16 protein-coding genes are annotated in these 15298 nt (G+C 71.5%); 6 read left to right on the top strand and 10 right to left on the bottom strand.

The features are described 5' to 3' along the window. The first annotated feature begins 32 nt into the window (after window positions 1–32). Window positions 33–1010, top strand: coding sequence for a non-homologous end joining protein Ku (gene ku, locus ACWPOB_RS04050; protein ID WP_100059130.1), 978 nt, complete (start codon window positions 33–35; stop codon window positions 1008–1010). 65 nt (window positions 1011–1075) lie between these two features. Here ku and ACWPOB_RS04045 read toward each other — a convergent pair whose 3' ends face one another. The 8 genes from ACWPOB_RS04045 to ACWPOB_RS04010 all read right to left on the bottom strand — a co-directional run bounded on the left by ACWPOB_RS04045 (window position 1076) and on the right by ACWPOB_RS04010 (window position 8120). Then, the gene (locus tag ACWPOB_RS04045; protein ID WP_044476102.1) at window positions 1076–1468 is read right to left on the bottom strand and encodes a MarR family winged helix-turn-helix transcriptional regulator; all 393 of its coding nucleotides are present in this window, start codon (window positions 1466–1468) and stop codon (window positions 1076–1078) included. Between the two features lie 92 nt (window positions 1469–1560). Next, the gene (locus ACWPOB_RS04040; protein ID WP_006939268.1) at window positions 1561–1941 is read right to left on the bottom strand and encodes a metal-sulfur cluster assembly factor; all 381 of its coding nucleotides are present in this window, start codon (window positions 1939–1941) and stop codon (window positions 1561–1563) included. Continuing rightward, complete coding sequence (gene sufU, locus ACWPOB_RS04035) at window positions 1941–2456, bottom strand: Fe-S cluster assembly sulfur transfer protein SufU (RefSeq protein ID WP_100057859.1); 516 nt, start codon at window positions 2454–2456, stop codon at window positions 1941–1943. Before sufU ends, ACWPOB_RS04040 begins: the two co-directional genes overlap by 1 nt. Continuing rightward, window positions 2456–3709, bottom strand: coding sequence for a cysteine desulfurase (locus ACWPOB_RS04030; RefSeq protein WP_455399971.1), 1254 nt, complete (start codon window positions 3707–3709; stop codon window positions 2456–2458). The genes sufU and ACWPOB_RS04030 overlap by 1 nt, the downstream gene beginning before the upstream one ends. A gap of 14 nt (window positions 3710–3723) precedes the next feature. After that, entirely contained in the window at window positions 3724–4524 is an 801-nt protein-coding gene (sufC, locus tag ACWPOB_RS04025; RefSeq protein ID WP_100057858.1) for a Fe-S cluster assembly ATPase SufC, read from the bottom strand. 44 nt (window positions 4525–4568) lie between these two features. Further along, window positions 4569–5804 carry a Fe-S cluster assembly protein SufD gene (gene sufD, locus ACWPOB_RS04020; protein ID WP_100057857.1) on the bottom strand — a complete coding sequence of 412 codons (1236 nt, stop codon included), beginning with the start codon at window positions 5802–5804 and terminating at the stop codon, window positions 4569–4571. After that, on the bottom strand, window positions 5805–7250 hold the full coding sequence (gene sufB, locus ACWPOB_RS04015) for a Fe-S cluster assembly protein SufB (protein WP_006939262.1): 1446 nt from the start codon (window positions 7248–7250) through the stop codon (window positions 5805–5807). It lies immediately after the preceding gene. 90 nt (window positions 7251–7340) lie between these two features. Then, the gene (locus tag ACWPOB_RS04010) at window positions 7341–8120 is read right to left on the bottom strand and encodes a helix-turn-helix transcriptional regulator (protein ID WP_455399970.1); all 780 of its coding nucleotides are present in this window, start codon (window positions 8118–8120) and stop codon (window positions 7341–7343) included. 61 nt (window positions 8121–8181) lie between these two features. Here ACWPOB_RS04010 and mptB point away from each other — a divergent pair, with 61 nt between their 5' ends. Genes mptB through ACWPOB_RS03990 form a run of 4 tightly spaced genes read left to right on the top strand, consistent with a single transcriptional unit; the run spans window position 8182 to window position 12682 of the window. Beyond that, window positions 8182–9927, top strand: coding sequence for a polyprenol phosphomannose-dependent alpha 1,6 mannosyltransferase MptB (gene mptB / locus ACWPOB_RS04005; RefSeq protein WP_455399969.1), 1746 nt, complete (start codon window positions 8182–8184; stop codon window positions 9925–9927). Next, window positions 9924–10868, top strand: a complete 945-nt coding sequence (locus ACWPOB_RS04000; protein ID WP_006939255.1) for an ABC transporter ATP-binding protein — start codon at window positions 9924–9926, stop codon at window positions 10866–10868. The genes mptB and ACWPOB_RS04000 overlap by 4 nt, the downstream gene beginning before the upstream one ends. Next, a complete protein-coding gene (locus tag ACWPOB_RS03995; RefSeq protein ID WP_455399968.1) occupies window positions 10865–11662 on the top strand; it encodes an ABC transporter permease in 798 nt (265 codons plus the stop codon). The genes ACWPOB_RS04000 and ACWPOB_RS03995 overlap by 4 nt, the downstream gene beginning before the upstream one ends. Window positions 11663–11716: 54 nt before the next feature. Further along, the gene (locus ACWPOB_RS03990; protein ID WP_455399967.1) at window positions 11717–12682 is read left to right on the top strand and encodes a COX15/CtaA family protein; all 966 of its coding nucleotides are present in this window, start codon (window positions 11717–11719) and stop codon (window positions 12680–12682) included. A gap of 78 nt (window positions 12683–12760) precedes the next feature. Here ACWPOB_RS03990 and ACWPOB_RS03985 read toward each other — a convergent pair whose 3' ends face one another. Further along, complete coding sequence (locus tag ACWPOB_RS03985; RefSeq protein ID WP_029543642.1) at window positions 12761–13102, bottom strand: hypothetical protein; 342 nt, start codon at window positions 13100–13102, stop codon at window positions 12761–12763. Between the two features lie 40 nt (window positions 13103–13142). On the opposite strand from ACWPOB_RS03985, the gene ACWPOB_RS03980 reads away from it, so the two are divergent. After that, entirely contained in the window at window positions 13143–14108 is a 966-nt protein-coding gene (locus ACWPOB_RS03980) for a quinone oxidoreductase family protein (protein WP_455399966.1), read from the top strand. Between the two features lie 86 nt (window positions 14109–14194). Here the strand turns inward: ACWPOB_RS03980 and ACWPOB_RS03975 are convergent, their stop codons facing one another. Then, window positions 14195–15172, bottom strand: coding sequence for a heme o synthase (locus ACWPOB_RS03975; RefSeq protein WP_100057358.1), 978 nt, complete (start codon window positions 15170–15172; stop codon window positions 14195–14197). Window positions 15173–15298 lie beyond the last annotated feature (126 nt).

Raw genomic sequence — 15298 nt, 5'->3', positions numbered from 1 at the left:
CGGCGGGCGCCGATCTCGATCATGATGGAACCATGCGTTCGATCTGGAAGGGTTCCATCGCGTTCGGGCTGGTGAACGTGCCGGTGAAGGTGTATTCGGCCACGGACAGCCACGACATCCGGTTCCACCAGGTGCATGCGAAGGACGGCGGGCGGATCAAGTACGACCGGGTCTGCACCGAGTGCGGCGAGTCGGTGCCCTACCCCGAGATCGACAAGGCCTACGACTCCGACGAGGGCGTGCGGGTCGTGCTCACCGACGAGGACTTCGACAAGCTGCCCGTCGCGGAGAAGCACGAGATCCCGGTGCTGCAGTTCGTCCCGACCGAGCAGATCGACCCGATCCTGTTCGAGAAGTCGTACTACCTCGAGCCGGACTCGTCGTCGCCGAAGGCGTACACGCTGCTGGCCGAGACGCTCACGCAGACCGATCGCACCGCACTGGTGCACTTCACGCTGCGGCAGCGCACCCGGCTGGCGGCGCTGCGCAACCGCGACGGCGTGCTCGTGCTGCAGACCCTGCTGTGGCCGGACGAGGTGCGGTCGGTGGCGTTCCCGGGGCTCGACGACGCGGAGCCGCCGAAGCAGAAGGAACTGGCGATGGCGGAGATGCTCGTCGAGTCGATGGCCGACGACTTCCGCCCGGACGAGTTCACCGACGAGTACCAGGTCGAGCTGCGGTCGCTGATCGACGACATCATCGCCCGGGGCGGCGAGAAGGTGCTGCCGGTGACCCCGGCGGGGGAACCCGCCGCCGAGGACGCCGAGGTGCTGGACCTGGTTGCTGCGCTGCAGCGCAGCGTGGACGCCGCCGCGGCCGGCGACGAGTCGGGCGCGGCCGCGCCCGCCCGGAGCTCGGCGGCAAAGAAGACACCCGCCAGGAAGAGCGCCGCGAAGAAGACGCCGGCGAGGAAAACCGCGGCCGAGAAGTCCACCGCGAAGAAGACGGCGGCGAAGAAGAGCACCGAGAAGGCCCCCGCGAAGAAGTCCACCGCGCGCAAGCGGGCCTGAGGCCTCGGCACCGGCCGGGGCCTCAGGTGTCGGGGTGGGGTGCCGGCCGCGGCCGGCACCGCATCTCAGTCCAGGCCGTCGCCGAGGCGGCGCAGGAGCGCCGTCAGCTGCTCCACGTCGGCCGGGTCCCATGCGGACAGCCGGCGACGCCACCGCGCCGTCTGCTCGCGCTGCAGCGCGGTCAACCGCTCCCGGCCTTCCGGGGTGAGCGCGACGAGCCGCGCCCGCGCGTCCTGCGGGTCCGTCGTCCGCTCGACCAGGCCGAGCCGGGCGGCGGCGTCGATGCGCCGCGTCAACGTCGACTTCTCGATGGCGAGATCCGCGAGCAGCTCCGACATCGCCACCGCGTCGGCGCGGCCGAGCAGCACCAGCAGCGGGTAACACGCCGGATCCAGCCGGGGGTGGACGGCGCGGGCCCGCTCCCCCATCTGTGCCCGGCCGCGGCGCATCAGCGCCATGAACTCGTGTTCGAGGGCGGTGATCGGATCCGGGGGGCTGCCGGCCCCCGGATCCGGAGGCGCCTGGGGGCTGGGCCGGGTCACCGGCCGCGTCAGACGGTGAAGCCGAGCGCGCGCAGCTGCTCGCGGCCGTCCTCGGTGATCTTGTCCGGCCCCCACGGCGGCATCCACACCCAGTTGATGCGCAGCTCGTCGCACAGGCCGCTGCGGACGAGAGCGTTGCGGGACTGGTCCTCGATCACATCGGTCAGCGGGCACGCCGCCGACGTGAGCGTCATGTCGATGGTGACGGCCTCGTCGTCCTCGGTGATGCCGTACACCAGGCCCAGGTCGACGACGTTGATTCCGAGCTCGGGATCGACGACGTCGCGCATCGCCTCCTCGAGCTCCTCGAACCGCTCGGGGTCGAGGGTGGGGGCCGCGTCCGGGGCTGCGGCGGTGGTCTCGTCCGCCGGGGTCACGGGTTCGGTCATCAGTTCTGTCCTCCGCTGGCTACGGGTGCGATGCTGTCTCCGACAGCGGTGTTGTGGATGCTGTCTGCGACAGCGGTGCCGTCTGCGATCTGCACGACGGCGTCCTTGAAGGCCATCCAGCCCAGCAGCGCGCACTTCACGCGCGCCGGGTACTTCGAGACGCCGGCGAAGGCGATGCCGTCGCCGAGTACGTCCTCGTCGCCCTCGACGGTCCCGCGGCTGCCGACCATCTCCGCGAACGCGTCGACGGTGGCCAGGGCCCGGTCCAGCGGCACCCCGATCACCTGGTCGGTGAGCACCGAGGTGGACGCCTGGCTGATCGAGCAGCCCTGCCCGTCGTAGGAGACGTCCGCGACGGTGCCGTCGTCGGCGAGATGCACCCGCAGCGTCACCTCGTCGCCGCACGTGGGGTTCACGTGGTGCACTTCCGCGCCGTAGGGCTCGCGCAGACCCCGGTGGTGCGGGTGCTTGTAGTGGTCCAGGATGACCTCCTGGTACATCTGCTCCATCCGCATCAGCGCGCTCCGAAGAAGTCCTGGGCCCGGCGGATCGCCGCGCCGAGCGCGGCCACCTCGTCGAGCGTGTTGTACACGGCGAAGGAGGCGCGGGCGGTCGCTGCGACCCCGAAGCGGCGGTGCAGCGGCCACGCGCAGTGGTGCCCGACGCGGATTTCGACGCCCTCGTCGTCGAGGATCTGCCCGAGATCGTGCGCGTGGATGCCGTCGACGACGAACGACACGGCCCCGCCGCGCTGCTCGGCCGTGGTGGGGCCGACGATCCGCACGCCGTCGATGCCGCCGAGTTCGGCGAGGGCCGCCGCGGTGAGCTCGTGCTCGTGCGCGGCGACGGCGTCCATGCCGATCTGCTGCAGGTACCGCACCGCGGCGCCGAGACCGACGGCCTGCGACGACATCGGCGAGCCTGCCTCGAAGCGCTGCGGCGGCGGCGCGAACGTCGATGCCTCCATGGTGACGGTTTCGATCATCGAGCCGCCGGTGATGAACGGCGGCACGTCGGCGAGCAGCTCACGGCGGCCGTAGAGGACGCCGACGCCGGAGGGGCCGAGCATCTTGTGGCCGGAGAACGCGGCGAAGTCGACGCCGAGCGCGTGGAAGTCCACGCTCATGTGCGGCACGGACTGGCAGGCGTCGAGCACGACGATCGCGTCGACGGCCTTCGCGCGCCGTACCAGCTCCTCGACCGGCGCCACGGCCCCGGTGACGTTGGACTGGTGGGTGAAGGCGACGACCTTGACCCGGTCGGTGAGTTCGAGGGAGTCGACGTCGATGCGGCCGTCGTCGGTCACGCCGAACCAGCGCAGCGTCGCGCCGGTGCGCCGGGCGAGTTCCTGCCAGGGCACCAGGTTGGCGTGGTGTTCGAGTTCGGTGACGACGATCTCGTCGCCGGGCCCGAGGCGCCGCGGGAACCGGGCGTCGGCGAAGGCGTAGGCGACGAGGTTGAGCGATTCGGTGGCGTTCTTGGTGAACACCACCTCGTCGGGATCCGCGCCGACGAAGTCGGCGATCACGGCGCGGGCGCCCTCGTAGGCGTCGGTGGCCTCCTCGGACAGCTCGTGCGCTCCCCGGTGCACGGCCGCGTTGCAGGTGGTCAGGAACGCGCGTTCGGCGTCGAGGACCTGCGTCGGGCGCTGCGAGGTGGCCCCGGAGTCGAGGTAGACCAGGGGCTTTCCGTCGCGCACCGTGCGCCCGAGGATCGGGAAGTCGGCCCGGATCCGGGCGACGTCCACCGTGGGCACCTGCACCGTCATCGGCTCACTGCTCCTTACTTGTCGGCACCCGCGGCCGCGGCGGCGGCCTGGGTGAAGCGCACGTAACCGTTGGTCTCGAGTTCCTCGGCCAGCTCCGGGCCGCCGGACTCGACGACGCGGCCGCCGACGAACACGTGCACGAACTGCGGCTTGATGTAGCGCAGAATGCGGGTGTAGTGGGTGATCAGCAGCACGCCGCCGTGCTCGCGTTCCTGGTAGCGGTTGACGCCCTCGGACACCACGCGCAGGGCGTCGACGTCGAGGCCGGAGTCGGTCTCGTCGAGGATGGCGATCTTCGGCGCGAGCAGGCCCAGCTGCAGGATCTCGTGACGCTTCTTCTCGCCACCGGAGAAGCCCTCGTTGACGGAGCGGTCACCGAACGCCGGGTCGATGTCGAGTTCGGTCATCGCCGACTTGACCTCCTTGACCCAGTGCCGCAGCTTCGGCGCCTCGCCGCGGACCGCGGTCGCGGCGGTGCGCAGGAAGTTCGACATGGACACGCCCGGAACCTCGACGGGGTACTGCATGGCCAGGAACAGGCCGGCGCGGGCCCGCTCGTCCACGCTCATCGCGAGCACGTCCTCGCCGTTGAGGGTGATCGACCCGGAGGTCACCTCGTACTTGGGGTGGCCGGCGATGGCGTACGACAGGGTGGACTTGCCCGACCCGTTGGGGCCCATGATGGCGTGCGTCTCCCCGGACCGGACGGTGAGGTTCACGCCCTTGAGGATGTTGATCGGCTCGGCGTTGTCGTCGGTCTGGGCGACGCGGACGTGCAGGTCCTTGATCTCGAGGACGTTCTGCTCGGGGGACATGTCGGTAACGGTTCCTTCGCGAAGATGGGGAGAACGGGTGGGGGTCAGGCGCCGACGGCGGCGAGCTCGGCCTCGATGGCGGCCTCGAGCCGCTCCCGGACGGCGGGCACGGTGATCTTCTCGACGAGTTCGTGGAAGAACCCGCGAACCACCAGCCGGCGCGCCTGCTCCTCGGAGATGCCGCGGGCACGCAGGTAGAACAGCTGCTCGTCGTCGAACCGGCCGGTGGCGCTGGCGTGACCGGCGCCGACGATCTCGCCGGTCTCGATCTCGAGGTTGGGCACCGAGTCGGCGCGGGCACCGTCGGTGAGCACCAGGTTGCGGTTCAGCTCGAAGGTGTCGGTGCCCTCGGCCTCGGCGCGGATGAGCACGTCCCCGATCCACACGGTGTGCGCGTCCGGCTTGCCGGAGCCCGGATCGCCCTGCAGCGCACCCTTGTACACCACGTTGGACTTGCAGTGCGGCTGCGCGTGGTCCACGAGCAGGCGCTGCTCGAGGTGCTGGCCGGCGTCGGCGAAGTACAGACCGAGCATTTCGGCGTCGCCACCGGGCGCGTCGTACCTGACGGTCGGGGACACGCGCACGAGGTCACCGCCGAGGCCGACGGTGAAGTGCCGCAGCACGGCGTCGCGGCCGAGGCGGGCGTGGTGGGCCGTGACGTGTACCGCGTCGTCGGCCCAGTCCTGGATGGCGACGATGTTCAGGCGCGAGCTGTCGCCGAGGACGAACTCGACGTTCTCGGCGTAGGTGCCGGAACCGCGCTGGTCGAGGACGACGGTGACCGACGCGAACGGCTCGAGCCGCACCTGCAGGTGCCCGAACGCGACCTTCCCCACCCCGGGGCCGGTGACGGTGATCGTGACCGGCTCGGTGACCTCGACCTCGCGGCCGACGGTAACGACGGTGGCGGTGGTGAAGCCCGAGTAGGCCTGGGCGGCGACGCGGTCGGCCGGCACGCCGCCCCGGCCGAGGCGGGCATCGTCGCGGCCGACGGTCTCGACCTGCACCCCCTCGACGGGTGTGACCTCGACGGTGGTGGCGCCGTCGGCGACCGCGGTGCCGTCGTGCAGGCCCCGCAGCCGGCGCAGCGGGGTGAACCGCCAGGCCTCGTCGCGACCGGAGGGGATCTCGAAGGCGTTCACGTCGAACGACGTGAAGACCTCCCCCTTGTTGACGGCCGGCCCGCGGGCGGTCTTGATCGCGGGCCCGGCGGCGTTCTCCGAGCGCGCGGCTCCCTGCACCCCGGTGGCGGTGGGGGTGTTCTTCGCTTCCGCAGTCATTTAGCCGACTGCCCCTTCCATCTGCAGTTCGATCAGGCGGTTGAGCTCGAGCGCGTACTCCATCGGCAGTTCCTTGGCGATGGGCTCGACGAAGCCGCGCACCACCATCGCCATCGCCTCGTCCTCGGTCAGTCCGCGGCTCATCAGGTAGAACAGCTGGTCGTCGGAGACCTTGGAGACGGTCGCCTCGTGGCCCATCGTCACGTCGTCCTCACGGATGTCGACGTACGGGTAGGTATCCGAGCGGGAGATCTGGTCGACGAGCAGCGCATCGCACTTGACGGTCGACTTCGACCCGTGGGCGCCCTTGTTGACCTGGACCAGGCCGCGGTAGGAGGCGCGACCGCCGCCGCGGGCCACCGACTTCGACACGATGGTCGAGGAGGTGTGCGGCGCCAGGTGCAGCATCTTCGCGCCGGTGTCCTGATGCTGGCCCTCGCCGGCGAACGCCACGGACAGCACCTCGCCGCGGGCGTGCTCACCCATCATCCACACGGCCGGGTACTTCATGGTGACCTTGGAACCGATGTTGCCGTCGATCCACTCCATCGAGCCGCCGGCCTCGACCTTGGTGCGCTTGGTGACGAGGTTGTAGACGTTGTTCGACCAGTTCTGGATGGTCGTGTAGCGGCAGTGCCCGCCCTTCTTGACGATGATCTCCACCACCGCCGAGTGCAGCGAGTCCGACTTGTAGATCGGGGCGGTGCAGCCCTCGACGTAGTGCACGGAGGCGCCCTCGTCGACGATGATCAGGGTCCGCTCGAACTGGCCCATGTTCTCGGTGTTGATCCGGAAGTAGGCCTGCAGCGGGATGTCGACGTGCACGCCGGGCGGGACGTAGATGAACGAGCCGCCCGACCACACGGCGGTGTTCAGCGCGGAGAACTTGTTGTCGCCGGCCGGGATGACCGACCCGAAGTACTCCTTGAAGATCTCCGGGTGCTCGCGCAGGCCGGTGTCGGTGTCGAGGAAGATCACACCCTGCGACTCGAGGTCCTCACGGATCTGGTGGTAGACCACCTCCGACTCGTACTGCGCGGCGACACCGGCGACGAGGCGCTGCTTCTCCGCCTCGGGGATGCCGAGCCGGTCGTAGGTGTTCTTGATGTCCTCGGGCAGCTCTTCCCAGCTCGCGGCCTGCTTCTCGGTGGAGCGCACGAAGTACTTGATGTTGTCGAAGTCGATGCCCTCCAGGTTCGAGCCCCACACCGGCATCGGCTTCTTCTCGAAGGTGCGCAGCGCCTTGAGGCGGATGTCGAGCATCCACTCGGGCTCGTCCTTCTTCGCGGAGATGTCGCGCACGACCGCCTCGGACAGGCCTCGCTGGGCCGTGGCGCCGGCGGCGTCGGAATCCGACCAGCCGTAGCCGTAGTGACCGAGGGACGCGATGGTCTCCTCCTGTGTCAGCGGCGCGCCGGCCGACGCCTGATCCGATGTGACGGTCATGTGAGCTCCTTCCGGAGTCTTGTTCGGTACCGGCGAGGGCTGCTCGCCGGCGGACAACGTGTTGCTCTGTCGGGGGGAAGCGGGTCGTGCTCAGGTCTTGCCGATGTCCGGCGGCAGCACCGGGACGTGGGTGGTGCAGAAACTGTCGCCGTTGGCGATGGTCGCCAGCCGCTGCACATGGGTGCCCAGGATCTCGGTGAACGCCTCCCGTTCGGCCTCGCACAGCTCCGGGAACTGCTCGGCCACGTGCGAGACCGGGCAGTGGTGCTGGCAGATCTGCACGCCGGTGCCCACCCGCCGGGTCGACGCCGCGAACCCCGCGTCGGTGAACGCCGCCGCGATGTCCTCCGCGGTGGCCTCGATCTCGGTGGCGCTCCCGGACTCCGCGGGCGGGACCCCGCCGAGGATGGACTGCACGCGCCGCCGGGCGAAGTCCTCGACGGCGGCCTCGCCGCCGACCTCCCGCAGGTGCCGCATCGCGGCACTGGCGAGGTCGTCGTAGGAGTGTCCCAGCCGGGCCCGGCCCACCGCGGTGAGCTGGAATCGGCGCGCCGGACGTCCCCGTCCCCGGCCCTCCCGCCGCGGCGGCGGAGCAGCCTGGGCCTCGCCGGTGTCGATGAGGGCGTCGAGGTGGCGGCGCACCCCGGCCGCGCTCAGGCCGAGCCGGGCACCGATCTCGGTGGCCGTGATCGGGCCGTCCTCGAGCAGCAGCTGCACCACCGCCGCCCGGGTCTGGCCCTCGTGCGCGCCCGGCGCCTGGGTGACCGGGAACGCGGCGACAGGCGTGTGACCTGCGCGTTCCTCGTGCACCCGGGCATCGGACGTCGTTTTCACAACACCAGTGTGACGGAATTCCCCGGGCCGGTCCACAAAGGGTGCCCTACCTAACTGGCGGCGGGGCCCCGGTCCCCGGCCCCGCTACGCTGCTCGGGTGCCGCAGTCCACCGTGGAACCCGACCCGACCGGCCCGGCGCCGAGCCGCCGCGCCGCGGACCTCGGAGCCCGTGCCGTGGAACTCGGCCGCCGCGCCCTCGGACTCGACGATCGCGGCGGCGACCCGGCCGTGGCCGCGATCCTGCACGGCGACGAACTCGAGGGCCGCGGCCTCGACGCCACCGAGACCACCCAGTTGCACCGGATCCGGTTGTTCGGCGCGGCGGGCACCGTGCTCATGGCGGTCGGCGCGCTCGGCGCCGGCGCGCAGCCGGTGCTGCAGAATCCCGTCCAGGGTCTGCGCCTGCTCGGGCTGCCCGCGCGCATGCCCAGCGCCGCCCTGACCCTCACCATGACCGGCACCGTGCTGGTGGTCCTCGCGTGGCTGCTGCTCGGCCGCTTCGCGATCGGCCGCCGCGACCCGGACGGGGTGCCCCGCCGGCTCACCCGCTCCCAGCTCGACCGCACGCTGCTGCTGTGGATCCTGCCGTTGATCGTGGCACCCCCGATGTTCAGCAAGGATGTGTACTCGTATCTCGCGCAGAGCGAGATCGCCGCCCGCGGACTCGACCCGTACGGGATCGGCCCGGCCGGCGCCCTGGGCGTCGACCACGTCCTGACCCGTACCGTGCCCAACATCTGGCGTGACACCCCCGCCCCCTACGGGCCGGCGATCCTGTGGCTGGGGCAGCGCATCACCGACCTGACCGGCGAGAACATCGTGGCCGGGGTCTTCCTGCACCGCGTCTCCGCGCTCGTCGGGGTCGCGCTGATCGTGTGGGCGCTGCCGCGGCTCGCGCGCCGCTGCGGCGTCGCCTCCGTCAGCGCCCTGTGGCTCGGCGCGGCCAACCCGCTGCTGCTGTTCCACCTCGTCGCCGGCATCCACAACGAGGCCCTGATGCTCGGTCTCATGCTCGCCGGCCTCGAGCTGGCACTGCGCGGCATCCACACCCCCGATCCGGCGGGGCCGCTGCGCGGCCGGGCACTCGCCTGGCTGCTGGCCGGTTCCGCCGTGATCGCGCTGTCGTCGATGGTGAAGGTCCCGTCGCTGCTCGCCCTCGGCTTCGTCGGGATGGCGCTCGCGCACCGCTGGGGCGGCACCCTGCGCGCCGTGGCCGCCGCCGCCGCACTGCTCGCCGTGGTCGCCGCCGTCGTCGTGGGCGCGGTCAGCTGGGGCAGCGGCCTCGGCTTCGGCTGGACCCAGACGCTCGGCACCGCAACCGAGGTGCGCAGCTGGATGTCCATCCCGACGCTGCTCGGCCTGGGCACCGGCCTGGCCGGGGTGCTGCTCGGGCTCGGCGACCACACCACCGCGATCCTGTCGCTCACCCGGCCCGTCGCCGCGCTGATCGCGGCGCTGGTCACGGTGCGAATGATGTTGGCGGTGCTCACCGGCCGGCTGCATCCCGTCGGCGCGCTCGGGGTGTCCCTCGGCGCGATCGTGCTGCTGTTCCCGGTGGTGCAGCCGTGGTACCTGCTGTGGGCGGTGATCCCCCTGGCCGCGTGGGCCACCCGGCCGATCTTCCGGCTCCCGACGGTGGCGTTCTCGTCGCTGGTGAGCGTGATCCTCATGCCCAACGGCGGTGAGTACCAGCCGTTCATCATCGTCCAGGCGGCCATCGCGACGGTCGTCGTCGTGGGCCTGGCCATCTTCGCCACCCGCAACCGGCTGCCCTGGCGCGACGAGGAGGACGCACCACCGCGTCCCGCCGATTCGCCCGGCGCCTACGCTGGAACCTCGTGACCTCGAGATCCCCCGTCGCTGCGCCACCCGCCGTACGCCTGGAGGGCGTCGTCAAGCGATTCGGCGACCTCACCGCGGTCGACGGCCTCGACCTGACCGTCGAACGCGCCCAGGTACTCGCGCTGCTCGGCCCCAACGGTGCCGGCAAGACCACCACCGTGGAGATGTGCGAGGGCTTCGTCGCACCCGATTCCGGCACCGTGCGCGTCCTCGGGCTCGACCCGATCGCCGACTCGGAGGCCCTGCGCCCGCGGATCGGGGTCATGCTGCAGGGCGGCGGCGCCTACCCGGGGTCCAAGGCCGGGGAGATGCTCGATCTGGTGGCTGCCTATTCCGCGGATCCGCTGGATCCGGCCTGGCTGCTGCGCAGCCTCGGGCTCGAGGAGGCCCGCCGCACCCCGTACCGGCGGCTGTCCGGCGGGCAGCAGCAGCGGCTCGCGCTGGCGTGCGCGCTCGTCGGTCGGCCGGAACTCGTCTTCCTCGACGAGCCGACCGCGGGTCTGGACGCGCAGGCGCGGTTGCTGGTCTGGGAACTGATCGACGCCCTGCGGCGCGACGGAGTCGCGGTGCTGCTCACCACGCACCTGATGGACGAGGCGGAGGAGCTCGCCGACGAGGTCGTCATCATCGATCACGGCCGGATCGTGGCCGCCGGCACCCCCGCCGAGGTCGCCCGCACCGGCGCGGAGGGCCAGTTGTGGCTCACCGCCGCCGCGGGTCTGGACCTCGCTCCCCTGCGCGCCGCCCTGCCGGACACGTTCCGGGTGCGTGAGGCCGGTCCCGGCCGGTACCTGGTGGAGGGCCCCATCGATCCGCAGGTCGTCGCGGTGGCCGCGTCGTGGTGCGCGGACCAGGGCGTCCTGGCCAGCGAGATCCGGGTGGACCAGCGCAGCCTCGAGGACGTGTTCCTGGACCTGACCGGACGGGAGATCCGAGGATGAGCATGTCGCACGAGCGGCTGGCGGCCAACCGGTTCGCCCCCGGCACCTTCAGCCCGCGGCCCCGGCCGAACGCCCCGGCGGCGATGCTCGCCGCGCAGACCCGCATGGAACTGCTGCTGCTGCTGCGCAACGGCGAGCAGCTGCTGCTGACGATGTTCATCCCGATCACCCTGCTGATCGGGCTCACCCTGCTCCCGATCGGCGACCTCGGCGCCACCCGGGTCGACCGGGTCCTGCCGGCCGTGATGATGGTCGCGGTGATGTCCACGGCGTTCACCGGGCAGGCCATCGCGGTCGGATTCGACCGCAGATACGGTGCATTGAAAAGACTCGGTGCCACCGCCCTGCCGAAGTGGGGCATCATCGCAGGCAAGAGCGGCGCGGTCGCGCTCGTCGTCGCGCTGCAATCGATTCTGCTGGGCGGCATCGGCCTCGCCCTCGGCTGGCGCCCCGAGCCGGTCGGGCTGCTTCTCGGGGCCGTCGTCATCGCGCTGGGCACCGTGACGTTCGCGACCCTGGGCCTGCTGCTCGGCGGCACGCTGCGCGCCGAGATCGTGCTGGCCCTGGCCAACATCATCTGGTTCGTGCTCCTCGGCATCGGCAGCGTCGTCCTCGCCGGCGACGGCCTGCACGAGGCGGTGGTGCACGTGGCCCGCCTGGTCCCGTCGGGGGCGCTCGCCCTCGCCCTCGACGACGCGCTGCGCGGCAGCATCGACTGGCTGGCCGTCACGATCCTCGGCGCGTGGGCGGCCGTCGGCGGTTTCCTGGCGAGCCGGCTGTTCCGCTTCGTCTGACCCGGAACACCACCCCACTACAGCCTGTAGTGGATCGGCCCGTACCATCGTCATGTGCTGTATCGCGGCTTTCTGAGCCTTGTCGACCGTCTGCCCCTGCCGTCCCTGCGGAGCCAGCGGCTGCTCGCGCTGATCGCGATCCTGACCCAGGGCGGTATCGCCGTGACCGGGTCGATCGTCCGCGTGACCGCGTCCGGCCTGGGGTGCCCCACCTGGCCGCAGTGCTTCCCGGGCAGCTTCGTGCCCGTCGGCGTCTCCGAGGAGGTCGCCACCCTGCACCAGGTCGTCGAGTTCGGCAACCGGCTGCTGACCTTCGTCGTCGTCGCCTCCGCCGCGGCGGTCGTGCTGGCCGTGACCCGCGCCCGGCGCCGCCGCGAGGTCCTCACCTATGCCTGGCTGATGCCCGCCGGCACCGTCCTGCAGGCCGTCATCGGCGGCATCACCGTGCTCGCCGGCCTGGCCTGGTGGACCGTGGCGGTGCACCTGCTGGCGTCGATGCTGATGGTGTGGCTCGCGGTGCTGCTGTACGCGAAGGTCGGCGAGTCCGACGACGGGGTGGTCGTGGAGACGATCCCCCGCCCGCTGCGGACCCTCACCGCCCTGTCCGCCGCGCTGCTCGCCGGGGTGCTCGTCGCGGGCACGATGGTCACCGGCGCCGGCCCGCACGCCGGCGACAAGAGCGCCGACAGGCCGGTGCCGCGCCTCGAGATGGACATCGAGTCGCTGGTGCACCTGCACGCCGAGCTGCTCGTCGGATACCTCGGCCTGCTCGTCGGCCTGGCCTTCGCGCTGTACGCCGTCGCCGCCCCCCACCCGGTGAAGAAACGCCTGCACGTGCTGCTCGCCCTCGTCGTCGCCCAGGCCCTCGTCGGGGTCGTGCAGTACTTCACCGACGTGCCCGCCGCACTCGTCGCCGTGCACGTCGCCGGTGCCGGGCTGTGCACGGCCGCCACGGCGGCGGTGTGGGCGGCCGGGCGGGTCCGCACCACCGAACCGGTCCGCGAACCGGTCACCGTCTGACGCCGGCGCACGCGATACGGAGGAACGGCTCCGGGGGCCGCCCGTGGCGGGCGGCCCCCGGAGCCGTTCGAGGATCGGTCAGCGCTCGTTGCGCGCCCGCGGGAACCGGGTCTGGTTGGCCACCCAGCCGGCCATCTTCTTCCAGTGGCCCTGCTGCGGGGTCGCGATGCTGGTCACCTCCCGGTCCCACTCCGAGACGGTGACGTCCGGCAACGCCTCGACCACGGCGTGCGCGGTGGCGAGATCCCGCACCACCCGGTCCCCGAGCACCCCGTCCTCGGCGACGAGGGTGATGCGCACCGCACCCCGCGCGACCGGCTGCAGCACCGCCTTGGCGGAGCCGCCGTGCGCGGCGACGAAGCTGCGGAAGGACTTCACGATGTCGGCCGGTGCGGCCACGACCTGAGTATCGGCGCTCATGCCTGCAGAATCGCTCATGCCTGCAGAATACTGTGAACGCATGCGCGCAATCGAAGTGGCACGGTTCGGCGGCCCCGAGGTCCTCACCCTCGTCGACCTCCCGGCTCCCGAGCCCGGCCCAGGTCAGCTGCTGGTACGGACCGACGCCGTGGGCATCAACTTCATCGACACCTACTTCCGCACCGGGCTGTACCCGCGGGCGCTGCCGTACGTCCCCGGGACCGAGGGCACCGGCCGCGTCGTCGCGGTCGGTGCGGGCGTGGCCGACGTCGGGGTCGGCGACCGGGTGAGCTGGGCGTCGGCCGACGGTTCCTACGCCGAGCAGGTGCTCGTGCCGGCGGCGGTGGCCGTACCGGTGCCCGACCCCGTTCCCGCCGAGCAGGCCGCGTCGGCGCTGCTCCAGGGCATGACCGCGCACTACCTGTTGAATTCGACCTATCCGGCGCAGCCCGGCGAGACGGTGCTGGTCCACGCGGGCGCCGGCGGCGTGGGCCTGCTGCTCACCCAGCTCGCCGCCGCGAAGGACGTGCGGGTGATCACGACCGTCTCCACCGACGAGAAGGAGGCCCTGTCGAGGGAGGCGGGCGCGGCCGAGGTGCTGCGTTACACCGACGACCTCGCCGAGCGGGTCCGTGACCTCACCGGCGGGGAGGGCGTCGCGGCCGTCTACGACGGGGTCGGCGCCGCCACGTTCGAGTCGTCGCTCGCATCGCTGCGCATCCGCGGCACGCTGGCGCTGTTCGGCGCCGCCAGCGGCCCGGTGCCGCCGTTCGACCTGCAGCGGCTCAACCCGGCCGGCTCGCTGTACGTCACCCGCCCCACGCTCGCGCACCACGTGCGGACGCGCGAGGAGCTGATGTGGCGGGCAGGCGACGTGTTCGCCGCCGTCGCCGACGGCACCCTGACCGTCCGTGTCGGCGCCCGGTACCCGCTGGCGCAGGCGGAGCAGTCACACCGGGACCTCGAGGCCCGCCGCACGACCGGCTCGATCGTCCTGATCCCCTGAGGGCCGCTCCGAGCGAATGTATCGTTCCGTCGCTCAGCGGCAGCGGACGATACACTCGCTCGGCCCCGGCGCCGCGCGGACGCGGATCAGAAGAACGAGGCGATGGTGCGCAGGTCGAGCACCGAGTCCACGGCCAGGCCCAGGCACACCAGGGCGAGGTAGTTGTTGGACTGCAGGAACAGCTTGAGCGGCTTGACCGCCGCCCCGCCCCGGACGCTGCGGTACAGCTGATGCGCGACGAGCAGGAACCACGCGCCCGCGGCGACGGTCACCACCGCGTACACCAGGCCGGCGGCCGGCACGAGCACCAGCGTCGCCAGGACGGTCGCCCACGTATAGAGCAGGATCTGCTTGGTGACGTGCTGCTCGCTCGCGATCACGGGCAGCATGGGCACGCCGGCGGCCTTGTAGTCCTCCTTGTAGCGCATCGCCAGGGCCCACGTGTGCGGCGGCGTCCAGAAGAAGATCACCAGGAACAGCACGATCGGTTCCCAGCTCAGCGAGCCGGTGACCGCGGCCCAGCCGACCATCACCGGCATGCACCCGGCGGCCCCGCCCCACACCACGTTCTGCCAGGTCCTGCGCTTGAGGACCATCGTGTAGACCAGCACGTAGAAGGCGATCGTGGCAACGACGAGCAGGCCGGCGAGCAGGTTCGCCCGCCACCACAGCCACAGGAACGACACGACGCCGAGCACCATGCCGAACACGAACGCGTGCCGGGTCGGGACGGCCTGCCGGGCCAGCGGCCGCAGCGCCGTCCGTTTCATCACCTTGTCGATGTCGGCGTCGACGACACAGTTCAGCGCATTCGCACTGGCCGCGCCCATCCACCCGCCGAAAAGGGTGCTCAGGATGAGCACCAGGTCGACCTCGCCACGGTCGGCGAAGAGCATCGCCGGGATGGTCGCCACCAGCAGCAGCTCGATCACGCGCGGCTTGGTCAGCGCGATATAGGCGAGCACCGTGCCCGAAACGCGTCCCCACACCGTGTCGGGGCGAGGCGCCCGGGGTGTCTCGGGGGCGCCGAAGCCGTGTCCTCCCGGCCGTTGCCCTGCCCGCACCCTGTCTCCTTGCACCACGCGATTACGCACCTTCGCTCGCCGTCGCCCTACTACGAACGATGGTAGACGTCGCACAGGCCCGGACCGAATCGACCCGCAAAGCGCAGCACATTACTCTGGAGGTGC

The sequence above is a fragment of the Rhodococcus sp. 2H158 genome (genome assembly GCF_053764755.1).
This window is presented reverse-complemented; position numbering and strand designations above follow the sequence as displayed.